15 protein-coding genes are annotated in these 17,261 nt (G+C 62.1%); 14 read left to right on the forward strand and 1 reads right to left on the reverse strand.

Annotated elements, in window-relative coordinates:
* Window positions 1–12 precede the first annotated feature (12 nt).
* Window positions 13–582, forward strand: coding sequence for a lipocalin family protein (locus LOY67_RS01815; RefSeq protein ID WP_265065683.1), 570 nt, complete (start codon window positions 13–15; stop codon window positions 580–582).
* A gap of 118 nt (window positions 583–700) precedes the next feature.
* Here the strand turns inward: LOY67_RS01815 and LOY67_RS01820 are convergent, their stop codons facing one another.
* Window positions 701–2,065: a formimidoylglutamate deiminase gene (locus LOY67_RS01820; protein ID WP_265065684.1), complete on the reverse strand. Its 1,365-nt coding sequence runs from the start codon at window positions 2,063–2,065 to the stop codon at window positions 701–703.
* Between the two features lie 105 nt (window positions 2,066–2,170).
* Here LOY67_RS01820 and hutC point away from each other — a divergent pair, with 105 nt between their 5' ends.
* The 13 genes from hutC to dtd all read left to right on the forward strand — a co-directional run bounded on the left by hutC (window position 2,171) and on the right by dtd (window position 17,161).
* Entirely contained in the window at window positions 2,171–2,920 is a 750-nt protein-coding gene (gene hutC / locus LOY67_RS01825; RefSeq protein WP_265065685.1) for a histidine utilization repressor, read from the forward strand.
* The gene (locus tag LOY67_RS01830; RefSeq protein WP_265065686.1) at window positions 2,917–3,486 is read left to right on the forward strand and encodes a HutD family protein; all 570 of its coding nucleotides are present in this window, start codon (window positions 2,917–2,919) and stop codon (window positions 3,484–3,486) included. Before hutC ends, LOY67_RS01830 begins: the two co-directional genes overlap by 4 nt.
* Window positions 3,487–3,959: 473 nt before the next feature.
* Window positions 3,960–5,645 carry a urocanate hydratase gene (gene hutU / locus LOY67_RS01835; RefSeq protein ID WP_265065687.1) on the forward strand — a complete coding sequence of 562 codons (1,686 nt, stop codon included), beginning with the start codon at window positions 3,960–3,962 and terminating at the stop codon, window positions 5,643–5,645.
* Window positions 5,646–5,785: 140 nt separating this feature from the next.
* Window positions 5,786–7,252 carry a purine-cytosine permease family protein gene (locus LOY67_RS01840; protein WP_265065688.1) on the forward strand — a complete coding sequence of 489 codons (1,467 nt, stop codon included), beginning with the start codon at window positions 5,786–5,788 and terminating at the stop codon, window positions 7,250–7,252.
* A gap of 69 nt (window positions 7,253–7,321) precedes the next feature.
* The gene (locus LOY67_RS01845) at window positions 7,322–8,290 is read left to right on the forward strand and encodes an ABC transporter substrate-binding protein (RefSeq protein WP_024778089.1); all 969 of its coding nucleotides are present in this window, start codon (window positions 7,322–7,324) and stop codon (window positions 8,288–8,290) included.
* Window positions 8,291–8,361: 71 nt separating this feature from the next.
* Window positions 8,362–9,213 carry an ABC transporter permease gene (locus LOY67_RS01850; RefSeq protein WP_265065689.1) on the forward strand — a complete coding sequence of 284 codons (852 nt, stop codon included), beginning with the start codon at window positions 8,362–8,364 and terminating at the stop codon, window positions 9,211–9,213.
* Window positions 9,210–10,040, forward strand: a complete 831-nt coding sequence (locus LOY67_RS01855) for a quaternary amine ABC transporter ATP-binding protein (RefSeq protein ID WP_265065690.1) — start codon at window positions 9,210–9,212, stop codon at window positions 10,038–10,040. Before LOY67_RS01850 ends, LOY67_RS01855 begins: the two co-directional genes overlap by 4 nt.
* Window positions 10,041–10,220: 180 nt before the next feature.
* Window positions 10,221–11,744 (forward strand): histidine ammonia-lyase, encoded by a 1,524-nt coding sequence (hutH, locus tag LOY67_RS01860; protein ID WP_265065691.1) that lies wholly within the window; start codon window positions 10,221–10,223, stop codon window positions 11,742–11,744.
* Window positions 11,745–11,856: 112 nt separating this feature from the next.
* Window positions 11,857–13,389 carry a histidine ammonia-lyase gene (hutH, locus tag LOY67_RS01865; protein ID WP_265065692.1) on the forward strand — a complete coding sequence of 511 codons (1,533 nt, stop codon included), beginning with the start codon at window positions 11,857–11,859 and terminating at the stop codon, window positions 13,387–13,389.
* Between the two features lie 100 nt (window positions 13,390–13,489).
* Complete coding sequence (hutI, locus tag LOY67_RS01870) at window positions 13,490–14,692, forward strand: imidazolonepropionase (protein WP_265065693.1); 1,203 nt, start codon at window positions 13,490–13,492, stop codon at window positions 14,690–14,692.
* A gap of 11 nt (window positions 14,693–14,703) precedes the next feature.
* A complete protein-coding gene (gene hutG / locus LOY67_RS01875; protein WP_265065694.1) occupies window positions 14,704–15,507 on the forward strand; it encodes an N-formylglutamate deformylase in 804 nt (267 codons plus the stop codon).
* A 248-nt stretch (window positions 15,508–15,755) separates the two neighbouring features.
* A complete protein-coding gene (pip, locus tag LOY67_RS01880; RefSeq protein ID WP_139646454.1) occupies window positions 15,756–16,727 on the forward strand; it encodes a prolyl aminopeptidase in 972 nt (323 codons plus the stop codon).
* Window positions 16,724–17,161 (forward strand): D-aminoacyl-tRNA deacylase, encoded by a 438-nt coding sequence (dtd, locus tag LOY67_RS01885; protein ID WP_265065695.1) that lies wholly within the window; start codon window positions 16,724–16,726, stop codon window positions 17,159–17,161. The genes pip and dtd overlap by 4 nt, the downstream gene beginning before the upstream one ends.
* The last annotated feature ends 100 nt before the right edge of the window (window positions 17,162–17,261 follow it).

A 17,261-nucleotide genomic window follows, 5' to 3' on the forward strand; every position in this document is an offset into this window, starting at 1 on the left:
GGGAGAAAAATAATGATGCGGTTATTGTTAGTGCTTTTAGCCGGCCTGGTATTGGCCGGCTGTGCCACTTCTGGCGAAGACCCGTTGGCGCCCAAGACCGTCAACAGCGTCAATCTCAAGCGTTACCAAGGGACCTGGTACGAGTTGGCCCGCCTGCCAATGTATTTCCAGCGCAACTGCGCGCAATCCGAAGCCCATTACACCCTCAAGCCTGATGGCAACATGGGGGTGTTCAATCGCTGCCTGACCTCGGACTGGAAGTGGGAAGAAGTCAAGGGCACCGCCACGCCCCAGGTGCCAGGCAAGACCGACAAGCTCTGGGTCGAATTCGATACCTGGTTCTCTCGGATCCTGCCGGGCGCGTCGAAGGGACAATATTGGGTGTTGTACGTCAGCGACGACTACAAGACTGCCATCGTTGGTGATCCTAGCCGGCGCTACATGTGGCTGTTGTCCCGTACGCCGACTGTCAACGGTGTGGTGCGCGAAGAATTGCTGAGCAAGGCGCGTCAGCAGGGCTATGACACGACGCGGTTGATCTGGCGCGCGTCGGACCGGCAGATGGCAAAGACGTCGGATTGACTGCCAGATCATAACCCTGTGGGAGCAGCCTGCTCGCGATGACGGACTTTCAATCAACATCTCTGTTGAATGTAAAGGCCTCATCGCGAGCAGGCTCGCTCCCACAGGGGGATTGTGGTCAGCCTAGAAGTTCGCGCAATACCTGGGTAAACGCCCGGGCGCTGTCTTCTTCCGAGGCGTGATGTCCGTCACGCACCACCCATTTCCCGGCCACCATGACATCCCGCACCTGACGATCCCCACCGGCAAACAGCCAGCGATTGAGAATGCCGTCGCCCTGGGCCGTGGCGAGGTAAGGGTCGTTGCCATCGAGTACCAGCCAGTCGGCACGCTTGCCGACTTCGAGAGCGCCGATGGGTTGTCCGAGGGCTTGGGCGCCACCGTCCAGCGCAGCATCGAACAATGTCCGCCCGACCATCGGCTGATCCGCCCGATACAGCCGGTTACGTCGTTGATCCCGCAGGCGCTGGCCGTATTCCAGCCAACGCAATTCTTCCACCACGCTCAATGACACGTGGCTGTCGGAGCCAATACCCAGGCGCCCACCCAGGGCGAGGAAATCCACGGCCGGAAAGATACCGTCGCCCAGGTTGGCTTCGGTGGTCAGGCACAGGCCGGCAATCGCCCGGCTCCGGGCCATGAGACTGACTTCGTGGGCGTTGGCGTGGGTGGCGTGAACCAGGCACCAGCGTTGATCCACTTCGGTGTTTTCGTACAACCATTGCAGCGGACGGGCGCCGCTCCAGCTCAGGCAGTCGTCGACTTCCTTCTGCTGCTCGGCGATGTGGATATGCACCGGGCAGTGGGCGTCGCTGGCGGCCAGCACCTCCTGGATCTGTCCGGGTGTCACGGCACGCAGGGAATGGAAGCACAACCCCAGCGCCTGCGCCGGTTGCCCGGCCAGGATCGGTTGCAGGCGTGACTGGAGCTTCAAGTAGTTCTCGGTGCTGTTGATGAACCGACGCTGCCCATCATTGGGCGCCTGGCCGCCAAAACCCGAATGGCTGTAGAGCACCGGCAGCAGCGTCAGCCCGATGCCGGCGCTGTTGGCGGCGTGGCTGATGCGCAAGGCCAGCTCCGCCGGGTCGGCGTAAGGCGTGCCGTCGGTGTCGTGGTGGACGTAATGGAATTCGGCGACCGAGGTGTAACCGGCCTTGAGCATTTCGATGTACAGCTGTCGGGCGATGATGCCGAGCTGATCGGGGCTGATTTTTCCGACCAAGCGGTACATCAGGTCGCGCCAGGTCCAGAAACTGTCGTTGGGATTGCCCGCCACTTCCGCCAGCCCGGCCATGGCCCGCTGGAACGCATGGGAGTGCAGGTTCGGCATGCCCGGCAGCAGCGGACCGCCCAGCCGTTCGGCGCCGTCTGCGTGGGAACCGGCCTGGATACGGGTCAGGACGCCTTCGGCGTCGACTTCAAGACGTACATCATTGGCCCATCCACTAGGCAGCAGTGCGCGTTCGGCAAAGAAGGCGGACATGGTTCAACCTCATCGTGCGTAATTTGTATATACATATACAGACGTTTGCCTGGCCGGTAAACTCCGGCAAGCTAGCAACCTTCATAAGCAGAACAGGGAACCGCCGTGCCGACTCCGCCTGCCAAACCGCCGCTGGCCGCAAACCTGGGTGACAGTCCGGCACCCCTGTACGCCCGCGTCAAACAGATGATCACTCAGCAGATCGACAGTGGAAACTGGCCGCCGCATTACCGCGTGCCGTCGGAAAGCGAACTGGTCAGCCAGCTGGGCTTCAGCCGCATGACCATCAACCGTGCCCTGCGGGAAATGACCGCCGATGGCCTGTTGGTGCGCATGCAGGGCGTCGGCACGTTCGTGGCCGAGCCCAAGAGCCAGTCCGCGCTGTTCGAAGTGCATAACATTGCCGACGAGATTGCCTCCCGCGGCCATCGCCACACCTGCAAGGTCATCACCCTGGAAGAAGAGGCTGCCGGTTCCGAACGCGCCCTGGCCTTGGACATGCGTGAAGGCCAGAAGGTGTTCCACTCGCTGATCGTGCATTTCGAAAATGACATTCCGGTGCAGATCGAGGACCGCTTCGTCAACGCACTGGTGGCGCCGGAATACCTCAAGCAGGACTTTACCCTGCAAACGCCCTACGCCTATCTGAACCAGGTCGCGCCGCTGACCGAAGGCGAACATGTGGTGGAAGCGATCCTCGCCGAGCCGAATGAATGCAAACTGCTGCAGATCGAAAAGGGCGAGCCGTGCCTGCTGATCCGCCGTCGTACCTGGTCCGGTCGCCAGCCGGTGACTGCCGCGCGGCTGATTCACCCGGGCTCCCGTCATAGTCTGGAAGGGCGATTCCATAAGTGAGTGACTTGAAGGTTCTACGTGCGGCGGATTACCCACGCATGCCCTGGAAAAACGGCGGTGGCAGCACCGAGGAAATCACCCGTGACGCCGGCACCGGCCTGGAGGGTTTCGGTTGGCGGTTGTCGATTGCCGACATTGGTGAGTCGGGCGGTTTTTCCACCTTCCCCGGTTACGAGCGCGTCATCAGCGTCTTGCAGGGCGATGGCATGACCCTGACCGTCGATGGCCAGGCCACACGGCCGTTGCATCCCCTGGATCCCTTTGCGTTCAGCGGTGAGAGCCATGTGCATTGCACGTTGCTGGGCGGGCCGATTCGCGACTTCAACCTGATCTACTCGCCCCAGCGTTACCGGGCGCGGTTACAGTGGCTGGCGGATGAGCAGCGGTTTTTCAGCGAGGCGGGGACGGTGCTGGTGTTCAGTGCGGACCCGGCGCTGCACGTCAAGGTCGGCGAGTCCGCCGCAGAACTGGCCCTATACGATTGTTTGCAATTGAGCGGTAACACTGGATTGCTGGAGATTTCCACGGACGGCCAGTGCTGCGTGATCGAACTGACTGCCCGCTAGTCTCAGCGGTACATCCTTGTGGCGAGGGGATTTATCCCCGCTGGGTCGCGGAGCGACCCCAAATCAGTTGGCTCCGAAGCTGTTGAGTTGGCACCAAGAGGGGCCGCTTCGCAGCCCAGCGGGGATAAATCCCCTCGCCACAGAAGCACGCCTTACTGTTTCTTCAGCCGCACCAGTTTGTTACCGAATGCCCCAGCGTGGCGCAACACCACGCTTGTTTACCCCTCTCTGCTTTGCACAAAAAAGTCCTCAAAAAATTTAATTCACCTCGGCAACCCTTCAATTCCGCGCCTCCCAGCCATTTCAAAAATGCTTCTCAAGCACGACCTCAACAAGTTGGCCGCTTGATTGCATATGCTTGTACATACAAGTAAAGACGTATGCGTATGAGTCACCGATATTCAACGCAACGTTCGCAAAATCGCTGCCCACTGCCCGGGCTGGTCTGGATTGATCGCTGAGGAGTTTTTGCTGTGACCGACGCTACCCGCAAACCCGAAAAATACCGTGACGTTGAAATTCGCGCCCCTCGCGGTAACACGCTGACCGCCAAGAGCTGGCTGACTGAAGCGCCGCTGCGCATGCTGATGAACAACCTCGACCCGCAAGTGGCCGAGAACCCCAAGGAACTGGTGGTCTACGGTGGCATCGGCCGTGCGGCACGCAACTGGGAGTGCTACGACAAGATCGTCGAAAGCCTCACCAACCTGAATGACGACGAAACCCTGCTGGTGCAATCCGGCAAGCCGGTGGGCGTGTTCAAGACCCACAGCAATGCCCCGCGCGTACTGATCGCCAACTCCAACCTGGTACCGCACTGGGCCACCTGGGAACATTTCAACGAACTCGACGCCAAGGGCCTGGCCATGTACGGCCAGATGACCGCCGGCAGCTGGATCTACATCGGCAGCCAGGGCATCGTGCAGGGCACCTATGAAACCTTCGTCGAGGCCGGTCGCCAGCATTACGACTCCAACCTCAAGGGCCGCTGGGTCCTGACCGCCGGCCTGGGCGGCATGGGTGGCGCACAGCCGTTGGCCGCCACCCTGGCCGGCGCGTGCTCGCTGAACATCGAATGCCAGCAGGTCAGTATCGATTTCCGCCTCAAGACCCGTTACGTCGACGAGCAGGCCACCGACCTCGACGACGCCCTGGCCCGTATCGAGAAATACACCGCCGAAGGCAAAGCAATTTCCATCGCTCTGTGTGGGAACGCCGCTGAAATCCTGCCGGAAATGGTCCGTCGCGGTGTGCGTCCGGACATGGTCACCGACCAGACCAGCGCCCACGACCCGCTCAACGGCTACCTGCCGGCCGGTTGGACCTGGGACGAATACCGTGCCCGTGCCAAGACCGAGCCCGCCGCCGTGGTGAAAGCCGCCAAGCAATCGATGGCCGTGCACGTCAAAGCCATGCTGGCCTTCCAGAAAATGGGCGTGCCAACCTTCGACTACGGCAACAACATCCGCCAGATGGCCCAGGAAGAAGGCGTCGAGAATGCCTTCGATTTCCCAGGCTTCGTGCCGGCGTATATCCGTCCGCTGTTCTGCCGCGGCATCGGTCCGTTCCGCTGGGCCGCGCTGTCGGGTGACCCGCAGGACATCTACAAGACCGACGCCAAGGTCAAGGAACTGATCGCCGACGACGCCCACCTGCACAACTGGTTGGACATGGCCCGCGAGCGCATCAGCTTCCAGGGCTTGCCGGCGCGTATCTGCTGGGTCGGCCTGGGCCAGCGCGCCAAGCTGGGCCTGGCGTTCAACGAAATGGTGCGCAGTGGCGAGCTGTCGGCGCCGATCGTCATCGGTCGCGATCACCTGGACTCCGGTTCCGTGTCCAGCCCCAACCGTGAAACCGAATCCATGCAGGACGGCTCCGACGCTGTCTCCGACTGGCCGCTGCTCAACGCCTTGCTCAACACCGCCAGCGGCGCGACCTGGGTCTCGCTGCACCACGGTGGCGGCGTCGGCATGGGCTTCTCCCAGCACTCGGGCATGGTGATTGTCTGCGACGGTACCGATGAGGCGGCCGAGCGTATTGCTCGCGTGCTGCACAACGACCCGGGCACTGGCGTGATGCGTCATGCCGATGCCGGTTACCAGATCGCGATCGACTGCGCCAAGGAGCAGGGGCTGAACCTGCCGATGATTACCGGGTAGGAGCTGGCGAAGCCTGCGATCTTTTGATCTTGATATTTCGCTTGCGACTCAATCGTCCAGGACAAGATCGCAGCCTCGTTGCACTCGGCAGCTCCTACAGGCGTAGTCCAATAACCAGAACAATCCACAGAGGTTGAACCATGGCCGTCACCAGCACACGTGCAAGCAGCAAGCCGTTGATCGAGAAACGTTCGATCGACTACATCCCGGAGGCGGAGAGACACGGTCGTCTGTTGAGCCAGTTCACCCTGTGGATGGGGGCCAACCTGCAAATCACCGCCATTGTCACCGGCGCGTTGGCGGTGGTGTTGGGCGGGGATGTGTTCTGGTCGTTGATCGGTTTGCTGATCGGCCAGTTGCTCGGTGGTGGCGTCATGGCGTTGCATGCCGCCCAGGGACCCAAGCTTGGCTTGCCGCAGATGATCTCCAGTCGGGTGCAGTTTGGTGTTTATGGCGCGGCCATCCCGATCGTGCTGGTGTGCCTGATGTACCTGGGTTTCACCGCCACGGGAACCGTACTGTCCGGCCAGGCGCTGGGCCAGTTGTTTGGTGTCAGCGACAGTGTCGGCATCCTGATTTTCGCCAGTGTGATCGTGCTGGTCACGGTGCTCGGTTATCGGGTGATTCACTTCATTGGCCGTGTCGCCAGTGTTATTGGTGTGATTGCCTTTGTTTACCTGTTCGCTCGCCTGATCAGCCAGACGGACGTTGGCGCACTCCTGCAAATCCGCCATTTCAGCTGGAGCAGCTTCCTGCTTGCGGTGTCGCTCGCGGCATCCTGGCAGATCGCCTTCGGCCCTTACGTGGCTGACTATTCGCGTTACCTGCCGAGCAAGACTTCCTCGCTGAAAACCTTCTTGGCCGCAGGCGCCGGTTCGGTCATCGGCGCGCAGGTGGCGATGATCCTCGGCGTGTTTGCCGCCGCCTCGGCCAACGGGCAGTTCGCGGGTCACGAAGTGGCCTACATCGTTGGCCTGGGGGGTGCCGGCGCCACCGCTGCGTTGCTGTACTTCAGCATCGCATTCGGCAAGGTCACCATTTCCACGCTGAACTCCTACGGCAGCTTCATGTGCATTGCCACCATCATCAGCGGTTTCCGTGGACACCTGAACGTAACGCGTTTGCAGCGCCTGGTCTTCGTGCTGGTCATCGTCGGTGCCGCGACCCTGATCGCGCTGCTCGGCCAGCACTCGTTCCTCGGTGCGTTCAAGTCCTTCATCCTGTTCTTGCTGGCGTTCTTTACGCCCTGGAGCGCGATCAACCTGGTGGACTATTACTGCATCACCCGCGAGCGCTATGACGTGCCGGCACTGGCCGACCCGAACGGTCGCTACGGTCGCTGGAACGTTCTCGGTATCAGCGTTTATGTGTTGGGTGTACTGGTTCAGTTGCCGTTCATCTCCACCAAGTTCTTTACCGGTCCGCTGGTGGCAGCGATGGGGGACGTGGACATCTCGTGGATCATCGGCCTGGTGGTTCCGGCGACGCTGTATTACATCGCCGCCAGGAAGTGGCATAGCGCTGTACCCGATCAATTGATCCTGCCGGTCGAGCAGGACGCGGTTGACGCACAACCGAGCAGGGCGGGCCGCATCCAAGCGGTCTGATGGGACGTTGACAGGGCTGGATGCCTCTTGACTGCCGTAAGCCAATTCACTGATTAGGAGCGTCACACAATGAAATCGAACAAGACCCTGCTGACCACGTTGCTTTCCATGGGCCTGCTGGCCAGCGCCGGGGCCACGCAAGCGGCGGGTTGGTGCGAGTCGGGCAAACCGGTGAAGTTCGCCGGCCTGAACTGGGAAAGCGCCATGCTGCTGACCGACGTCCTGCAAGTGGTGCTGGAAAAAGGCTACGACTGCAAGACCGACAGCCTGCCGGGCAACTCCATCACCATGGAAAACGCCCTGAGCAGCAACGACATCCAGGTGTTTGCCGAAGAGTGGGTCGGCCGCAGCGAAGTCTGGAACAAAGCCGAGAAGGCCGGCAAGGTGGTCGGCGTCGGTGCCCCGGTGGTGGGGGCTATCGAAGGCTGGTACGTGCCGCGCTACGTGATCGAAGGCGACGCCAAGCGCAAGCTGGAAGCCAAGGCCCCGGGCCTGAAGAACATCGCCGACCTGGGCCAGTACGCCGCCGTGTTCAAGGACCCGGAAGAGCCGTCCAAGGGCCGTTTCTACAACTGCCCGGCCGGTTGGACCTGCGAGCTGGACAACAGCGAGATGCTGAAAAGCTATGGCCTGGAAAAAACCTACACCAACTTCCGTCCAGGCACCGGCCCGGCGCTGGATGCGGCAGTGTTGTCGAGCTACAAGCGTGGCGAGCCGATCCTGTTCTACTACTGGTCGCCAACCCCGCTGATGGGCCAGGTGGACCTGGTGAAACTGGAAGAAAAACCGGGCGTGGATAAAAGCGTGAGCATCAAGGTCGGCCTGTCCAAGACCTTCCATGACGAGGCCCCGGAGCTGGTGGCGGTGCTGGAGAAGGTCAACCTGCCCATCGACATCCTGAACCAGAACCTCGGACGCATGGCCAAGGAGCGGATCGAGTCGCCGAAACTGGCGAAGATCTTCCTGAAGGAACATCCTGAAGTCTGGCACGCCTGGGTGAGCGCAGACGCTGCCAAGAAAATCGACGCGGCTCTGTAGGTTGAATACTTCCCGGCCACCCGTGGGGTTGGCCGGGACATTCACCGCATCCCCCTGATCGAGAGTCTCTTATGTTTCCCGAAAGCTTTACCTTTTCCATCGCCGACTGGGTCAACGGTTGGGTCGACGCCCTGGTGACGAACTACGGCGATGTGTTCCGGCACATCTCCGACACCCTGCTGTGGGCCATCGTCAACCTCGAAGGCCTGCTGCGCATGGCGCCCTGGTGGTTGATGCTGGCCATCGTCGCTGGTGTTGCCTGGCATGCGACCCGCAAAGTCGTCGCCACGGCGGTGATCGTCGGCCTGCTGTTCCTGGTGGGCGCGGTGGGCCTGTGGGACAAACTGATGCAGACCCTCGCGCTGATGCTGGTGGCGACGCTGATCTCGGTGTTGATCGGCATCCCGCTGGGCATTCTCTCGGCTCGCAGCAATCGCCTGCGTTCGGTGCTGATGCCGTTGCTGGACATCATGCAGACCATGCCGAGCTTCGTGTACCTGATTCCGGTGTTGATGCTGTTCGGCCTGGGCAAGGTCCCGGCGATCTTCGCCACGGTGATCTATGCCGCGCCGCCATTGATTCGCCTGACCGACCTGGGCATCCGCCAGGTAGACGGTGAAGTGATGGAAGCCATCAACGCTTTCGGCGCCAACCGCTGGCAACAGCTGTTCGGCGTGCAACTGCCCCTGGCCCTGCCGAGCATCATGGCCGGGATCAACCAGACCACCATGATGGCCCTGTCGATGGTCGTCATCGCTTCGATGATCGGTGCCCGTGGCTTGGGTGAGGATGTGCTGGTGGGGATCCAGACCCTCAACGTCGGACGCGGCCTGGAAGCCGGGCTGGCGATCGTGATTCTCGCCGTGGTCATCGACCGCATTACCCAGGCCTATGGTCGTCCTCGGCATGAGGTGAGCAAATGAACAACGCAGCCATCAGCAAGATCGAAGTCAAGAACGTCTTCAAGATTTTCGGCAACCGGTCCAAGGAAGCCCTGGACCTGATCCGCCAGAACAAGACCAAGGACCAGGTACTGGCCGACACCGGTTGCGTGGTCGGTGTGAACGACCTGTCGCTGAGCATCGGCACCGGCGAGATCTTCGTGATCATGGGGCTGTCCGGCTCTGGCAAATCCACCCTGGTACGGCATTTCAACCGACTGATCGACCCCACCAGCGGCGCGATCCTGGTGGACGGCGAAGACATTCTGCAACTGGACATGGACGCCTTGCGCGAATTCCGTCGGCACAAGATCAGCATGGTGTTCCAGAGCTTCGGCCTGCTGCCCCACAAGAGCGTGCTGGACAACGTCGCCTACGGTTTGAAAGTGCGCGGCGAAAGCAAGCAGGTGTGTGCCGAGCGCGCGCTGCACTGGATCAACACTGTGGGCCTGAAGGGCTACGAGAACAAATACCCGCACCAGCTCTCCGGCGGCATGCGTCAGCGTGTGGGCCTGGCCCGTGCCTTGGCGGCGGATACCGACATCATCCTGATGGACGAAGCTTTCAGCGCCCTCGACCCGCTGATCCGCGCCGAAATGCAGGACCAGTTGCTCGAGCTGCAAAAGACCCTGCACAAGACCATCGTCTTCATCACCCACGACCTCGACGAGGCCGTGCGCATCGGCAACCGCATCGCGATTCTCAAGGACGGCAAGCTGATCCAGGTCGGCACGCCCCGGGAGATCCTGCACTCGCCGGCGGATGAGTATGTCGATCGGTTCGTGCAGCGCAGGGCTGCGGTGGTGTAAGGCCGGACGCAGTTGTGGCGAGGGGATTTATCCCCGTTGGGCTGCGAAGCGGCCCCAATATTTCCATCCAGTTGTGTCAGGCTGATTCCACTGCCTGGTTTGGGGCTGCTGCGCAGCCCAGCGGGGATAAATCCCCTCGCCACAAATGTTATTGGCAACTTTATGTGTATGAGGCTTTAGATGCCCCAGGCTGAAAAAATCATCATCGCCGACGCCCCGTTGCGTTGGCAGGACGTGGTCACCGTCGCCCGCTTCGGTGCCGAGCTTGAGCTGTCGGCCCAGGCCTGGGCGCGGATCGACAATGCCCAGGCCATCGTCCAGCGTATCGTCGAAAGCGGCGAGCGCGCCTATGGCGTCAACACCGGCCTGGGCGCCTTGTGCAATGTGTCGCTCAAGGACGAACAACTCAGCCAACTGTCGCGCAACACCTTGCTCAGCCATGCCTGTGGCGTAGGCGCGCCATTGGCCGATGAACAGACCCGGGCGATTCTTTGTGCGGCCATCCTCAACTACAGCCAGGGTAAGTCCGGCATTCATCGTCGGGTGGTCGAAGCCCTGCTGGCGCTGCTCAATTGCGGTATCACCCCACAAGTGCCGTCCCAGGGATCGGTGGGTTACCTGACCCACATGGCCCACATCAGCATTGCGTTGCTGGGTGTCGGCCAGGTCAGCTATCGCGGTCAGATCGTTGCGGCGCAACAGGCCCTGGCCGCAGAAGGCCTGCAACCGGTGCAACTGGGGGCAAAGGACGGCCTGTGCCTGGTCAACGGCACGCCGTGCATGACCGGTCTCAGTTGCCTGGCCCTGGCCGATGCGACACGGCTGGTGCAATGGGCGGACGTGATCGGCGCCATGAGTTTCGAAGCCCAGCGCGGTCAGATCGCCGCGTTCGATGCCGAGATCATCGCCCTCAAGCCACACCCTGGCATGCAACAGGTCGGCGTCAATCTGCGCGCCTTGCTCGACGGCAGCGAAGTGATCGCCTCGAGTCTGGGCATTCGCACCCAGGATGCTTTGAGCATCCGTTCGATTCCCCAGGTGCACGGCGCGGCTCGCGATCAATTGGTCCATGCCCGGCAACAGATCGAAACCGAGCTCAATGCCGCCACCGATAACCCGCTGCTGCTCGGTACGCCGGATAACTTCCGGGTCATGTCCCAGGCCAATCCCCACGGCCAGTCGGTGGCGATGGCGGCGGATCTGCTGGCGATTGCCATGGCCGAGATCGGCTCGATTGCCGAACGCCGTCTCGACCGGTTGATCAACCCTCACGTCAGCGGCCTGCCGGCTTTTCTGGTGGCCAATCCCGGGGTGAACTCGGGGATGATGATCGTGCAATACGTCGCGGCGTCGCTGTGCGCGGAAAATCGCCAATTGGCGCAACCGGCGGTGCTCGATAATTTCGTCACCTCCGGGCTACAGGAAGACCACCTGAGCCTGGGCACCAACGCCGCCCTGAAGCTGCATCGGGCGCTGGAGAACTGCACGCAGATCCTCGCCATCGAGTACCTGCTGGCGGCCCAGGCCTTTGAATTTCTCAAGGTGCAGCGCTTTGGTGCTGGTACCGACATCGCCTGGAAACTGCTGCGCGAGCGCGTTCCGGCCTACGACCAGGACCGCTGGTTGGCACCGGACATCGCCAATGCCGCTGCACTGCTGAAAGATCCAAATGTGCTGCACAACGCGTTACCGAATTTGAATTGATCAAAACCGCCAGCGTGCCAAGGCATCTATCGCCCATGAAGCGAAGATGACGGATAACGGAACATTCCGGAGCGACTGGCGGGTAAATAAAAACTCTCAAAAGGAGCAGGAAATGACCGCTTTGAACTTGATCCCCGGCCAACTGAGCCTGGCTCAATTGCGTGACATCTATCAGCAACCGGTGACGCTGAGCCTCGACGCCAGCGCTTCGGCGCAGATCGAAGCCAGCGTGGCCTGCGTGGAGCAGATCCTCGCCGAGAACCGCACGGCCTACGGCATCAACACCGGTTTCGGCCTGCTGGCCTCGACCCGCATCGCCAGCGAAGACCTGGAAAACCTGCAGCGCTCCCTGGTGCTGTCCCATGCCGCCGGCGTGGGTGAGCCGATCAGCGATGCGCTGGTCCGCCTGATCATGGTGCTCAAGGTCAACAGCCTGAGCCGGGGCTTCTCCGGTATCCGCCGGCAGGTGATCGATGCGCTGATTGCGCTGGTCAATGCCGAGGTCTATCCGCACATTCCACTCAAGGGTTCGGTCGGTGCTTCCGGCGACCTCGCGCCGTTGGCCCACATGTCCCTGGTGCTGCTGGGCGAAGGCAAGGCACGCTACAAAGGTGAATGGTTGCCGGCCGTCGAGGCGTTGAAAGTCGCTGGCCTCGCGCCACTGACCCTGGCGGCCAAAGAAGGCCTGGCGCTGCTCAACGGCACCCAGGTGTCTACCGCATTTGCCCTGCGCGGCCTGTTCGAAGGTGAAGACCTGTTTGCCGGTGCCCTGGCCCTGGGCGGTCTCACGGTGGAAGCGGTGCTCGGCTCCCGTTCGCCATTCGACGCACGTATCCACGCCGCCCGTGGCCAAAAAGGCCAGATCGACGCTGCCGCCGCGTACCGCGATCTGCTGGGCGAGCGCAGCGAAGTGTCCGCTTCGCACCAGAACTGCGACAAGGTCCAGGACCCGTATTCCCTGCGCTGCCAGCCACAAGTGATGGGCGCCTGCCTGACCCAGTTCCGCCAGGCGGCCGAGGTGCTGGTGATCGAGGCCAACGCCGTGTCGGATAACCCGTTGGTGTTCGCCGCCGAGGGCGACGTGATTTCCGGCGGTAACTTCCACGCCGAACCCGTGGCGATGGCCGCTGACAATATGGCCCTGGCGATTGCCGAAATCGGTTCGCTGAGCGAGCGTCGCATTTCGCTGATGATGGACAAGCACATGTCGCAATTGCCGCCGTTCCTGGTGGGCAATGGCGGGGTCAACTCCGGCTTCATGATCGCCCAGGTCACCGCCGCCGCTCTCGCCAGCGAAAACAAGGCATTGTCCCACCCTCACTCGGTGGACAGCCTGCCGACCTCCGCCAACCAGGAAGACCACGTGTCCATGGCCCCGGCTGCCGGCAAGCGCCTGTGGGAAATGGCCGAAAACACCCGTGGCATCCTCGCGGTGGAATGGCTGGCGGCCTGCCAGGGGCTGGACCTGCGCGGTGGCTTGAAGACTTCACCGAAGCTGGAGCAGGCTCGCGGCCTCCTACGCGCCGAAGTGCCGTTCTATGAGAAGGACCGGTTCTTTGCGCCGGACATCAATGCCGCCAGTGAGCTGTTGGCGAGCCGTTGCCTGAACGGGCTGGTCATGGCGAACCTGTTGCCGAGCCTGTAAGGGCCCCATCGCGAGCAGGCTCGCTCCCACATTGGAATGCATACCCTGTGGGAGCGAGCCTGCTCGCGATTCGATTCTGAATGAGACGAGGAAACCCGGGATGAAAACCCTCTGGCAAAACTGCCACGCCGCCACCATGGCCCAGGGCGCCTACTCGATCATCGAAGACGCCGCCATCGTCACCCAGGGCGAGCACATCCACTGGATCGGCCCGCGTGCTCAACTGCCGGCCGGTGACTACCCGGCGGTCCAGGATCTCAACGGCGCCTGGGTCACTCCGGGGCTGGTCGACTGCCACACCCACGCGGTGTTCGGCGGTAACCGCAGCGGTGAATTCGAACAGCGCCTGCAAGGCGTCAGCTACGCCGAAATCGCGGCTGCCGGCGGTGGTATCGCCAGCACCGTGCGTGCCACCCGGGCCGCCAGTGAAGACGAACTGTTCGCCAGTGCCGCCAAGCGCCTGAAAAGCCTGATGCGCGACGGCGTAACCACAGTGGAAATCAAGTCCGGCTATGGCCTGGACCTGGCCAACGAACGCAAGATGCTGCGGGTCGTCCGTCGCCTCGGCGCCGAACTGCCGGTCAGCGTGCGCAGCACCTGCCTGGCGGCCCACGCCTTGCCGCCGGAATACGTAGGCCGCGCCGACGACTACATCGAGCACATCTGCGCCGAAATGCTCCCGGCCCTGGCCGCCGAAGGGCTGGTGGATGCGGTGGATGCCTTCTGCGAATACCTGGCGTTTTCCCCGGCGCAGGTCGAGCGGGTGTTCGTCACCGCGCAGAAGTTGGGCCTGCCGGTGAAGCTGCACGCCGAGCAATTATCGTCGCTACACGGCTCGAGCCTGGCGGCCCGTTATCAGGCGCTGTCGGCCGATCACCTGGAGTTCATGACTGAGGAGGATGCCCGGGCCATGGCCGAATCCGACACGGTGGCGGTGCTGCTGCCGGGGGCGTTCTACTTCCTGCGGGAAACCCAGCTGCCGCCGATGGACGCCCTGCGCAAGCACGGCGTGAAGATCGCCGTCGCCAGCGACCTCAACCCCGGCACTTCACCGGCGTTGTCGCTGCGCCTGATGTTGAACATGGCTTGCACCTGCTTCCGGATGACCCCGGAAGAAGCCTTGGCCGGCGCAACGATCCATGCCGCCCAGGCCCTGGGCATGGCCCGGACCCACGGTTCGCTGGAGGCCGGCAAGGTGGCGGATTTTGTTGCCTGGGGCATCGACCGTCCGGCTGATCTTTCATACTGGCTGGGCGGCGAACTGGAAAAGCGCGTCGTGCGTCACGGCGTTGAAATCGATTGAGGAGAAGGGTTGTGGAGAAGGTCCTGAATTTCGCACAAGGGCGCGTGCCGCTGTTGATCAGCATGCCCCACGCCGGCCTGCGCCTGACCCCGGCGGTAAAGGCCGGGTTGATCCCCGAGGCCCAAAGCCTGCCGGACACCGACTGGCACATCCCCAGGCTCTACGAGTTTGCCGCCGAGCTGGGCGCCAGCACCCTGGCCGCCGAGTATTCACGTTTTGTCGTCGACCTGAACCGGCCTTCCGATGACAAGCCGATGTACGTCGGTGCCACCACCGGTTTGTACCCGGCCACGCTGTTCGATGGCGTGCCGTTGTTTCGCGAAGGGCTGGAGCCGTCTGCCGAGGAACGGGCGACGTACCTGCAACAGATCTGGACGCCGTATCACCAGACCCTGCAACAGGAACTGGCGCGGCTCAAGGCCGAGTTCGGCTATGCCTTGCTGTTCGACGCCCACTCGATCCGCTCGGTGATCCCGCACTTGTTCGACGGCAAGCTGCCGGACTTCAACCTCGGCACCTTCAACGGCGCCAGCTGCGACCCGACGCTGGCGAGCCAGCTCGAAGCCATCTGCGCCCGTCACGGCGAGTTCACTCATGTGCTCAACGGGCGTTTCAAGGGCGGACACATCACCCGGCATTACGGCCACCCGGCCGAAGACATCCATGCGGTGCAACTGGAACTGTGCCAGAGCACCTACATGGAAGAGTTCGAACCGTTCAATTATCGGGCGGACCTGGCGACGCCAACCCAGGTTGTCATCCGGGAGCTGCTCGAGGGCCTGCTGGCCTGGGGGCAGACAACGTACGGTAGGTAGAAGTCATTGCAATACCCTTGTGGCGAGGGGATTTATCCCCGTTGGGGCGCGAAGCGGCCCCAGAGCTATTGCGTTCAAGATTTTTGGGATTGCTGCGCAATCCAACGGGGATAAATCCCCTCGCCACAGGGGTTCTGTATTGTTTGAGCCGGGGACATGCTCATTAAGGTCATTCGGGTTTATGATGCCGGACGGCAGATTAAATAGAAGTCCCTACAGGGATGACTCGACCCCTTACGGAGCGCGCAATGCAGACTTTGTACCCGCAGATCAAACCCCATGCCCGGCACGATCTGGCTGTCGATGACACCCACACGCTCTACGTCGATGAAAGCGGTTCCCCGGAAGGCCTCCCGGTGGTGTTCATCCATGGTGGCCCTGGGGCGGGTTGCGATGCGCAGAGCCGTCGCTACTTCGATCCGAACCTGTACCGCATTGTCACTTTCGATCAGCGCGGCTGTGGTCGCTCCACGCCCCATGCCAGCCTGGAAAACAACACCACCTGGGACCTGGTCGAAGACCTGGAGCGCATCCGCAAGCACCTGGGCATCGAGAAATGGGTACTGTTCGGCGGCTCCTGGGGCTCGACCCTGGCCCTGGCCTACGCCCAGACCCATCCGGAGCGGGTCCATGGCCTGATCCTGCGTGGGATCTTTCTCTGCCGCCCGCAGGAAATCGAGTGGTTCTATCAGGCCGGCGCCAGTCGCCTGTTTCCCGATTACTGGCAGGATTACATTGCACCCATTCCCCTGGACGAGCGTGACGACCTGCTCAGTGCCTTCCACAAGCGCCTGACCGGCAACGACCAGATCGCCCAGATGCACGCCGCCAAGGCCTGGTCCATCTGGGAAGGCCGCACGGCGACCTTGCGTCCGAACCCGCTGGTGGTCGACCGCTTCTCCGAGCCCCAGCGTGCGCTGTCGATTGCCCGGATCGAATGCCATTACTTCACCAACAATGCCTTCCTCGAGCCCAACCAGCTGATTCGCGACATGGGCAAGATCGCCCATTTGCCGGGTGTCATCGTGCATGGTCGCTATGACGTGATCTGCCCGCTGGACAACGCCTGGGAGCTGCACCAGAACTGGCCGAACAGTGAGCTGCAGGTGATCCGCGATGCCGGCCACGCCGCTTCTGAGCCGGGGATCACCGACGCATTGGTGCGCGCCGCCGGGCAAATGGCCCGACGCTTGCTTGACCTGCCGCCCGAAGAAGCATGAAGGGGCTGTTGCAACGGGTCCGCGGCGCCCGGGTCGAGGTCGCGGGCGACATCGTGGGGGCCGTGGGCCAGGGTTTGTTGGTCCTGGTGGCGGTCGAGCCCGAGGATACCCGGGCCTGCGCCGACAAACTCCTGCACAAGCTGCTTAACTACAGGGTGTTCAGTGATGCCGACGGCAAGATGAACCTGTCCCTGGCGGACGTCGGGGGCGGTTTGTTGCTGGTGTCACAGTTCACCCTGGCGGCGGACACCAAAAGCGGGTTGCGCCCGAGTTTTTCGACGGCCGCGGCTCCCGCGTTGGGAGAGGAACTGTTCACTTATCTGGTCAGCCAGGCGAAAGAGGTGCATGGCACTGTGGCATCAGGTAGATTCGGCGCCGACATGCAGGTACATCTGGTCAATGATGGCCCGGTAACCTTCCTGTTACAGGTCTGAAAGCGTTTGAAACACCTTTTCGGCCCTGTTTCGAGGTTAAACAGGGAGTTTTCTCGATAAATACTTCGTTGCCCCTGATGCGTTGTCACGCGGGCTGCTA

Origin of the sequence: Pseudomonas sp. B21-056, assembly GCF_026016325.1 — a bacterium.
In the GTDB taxonomy this organism is placed as follows: domain Bacteria; phylum Pseudomonadota; class Gammaproteobacteria; order Pseudomonadales; family Pseudomonadaceae; genus Aquipseudomonas.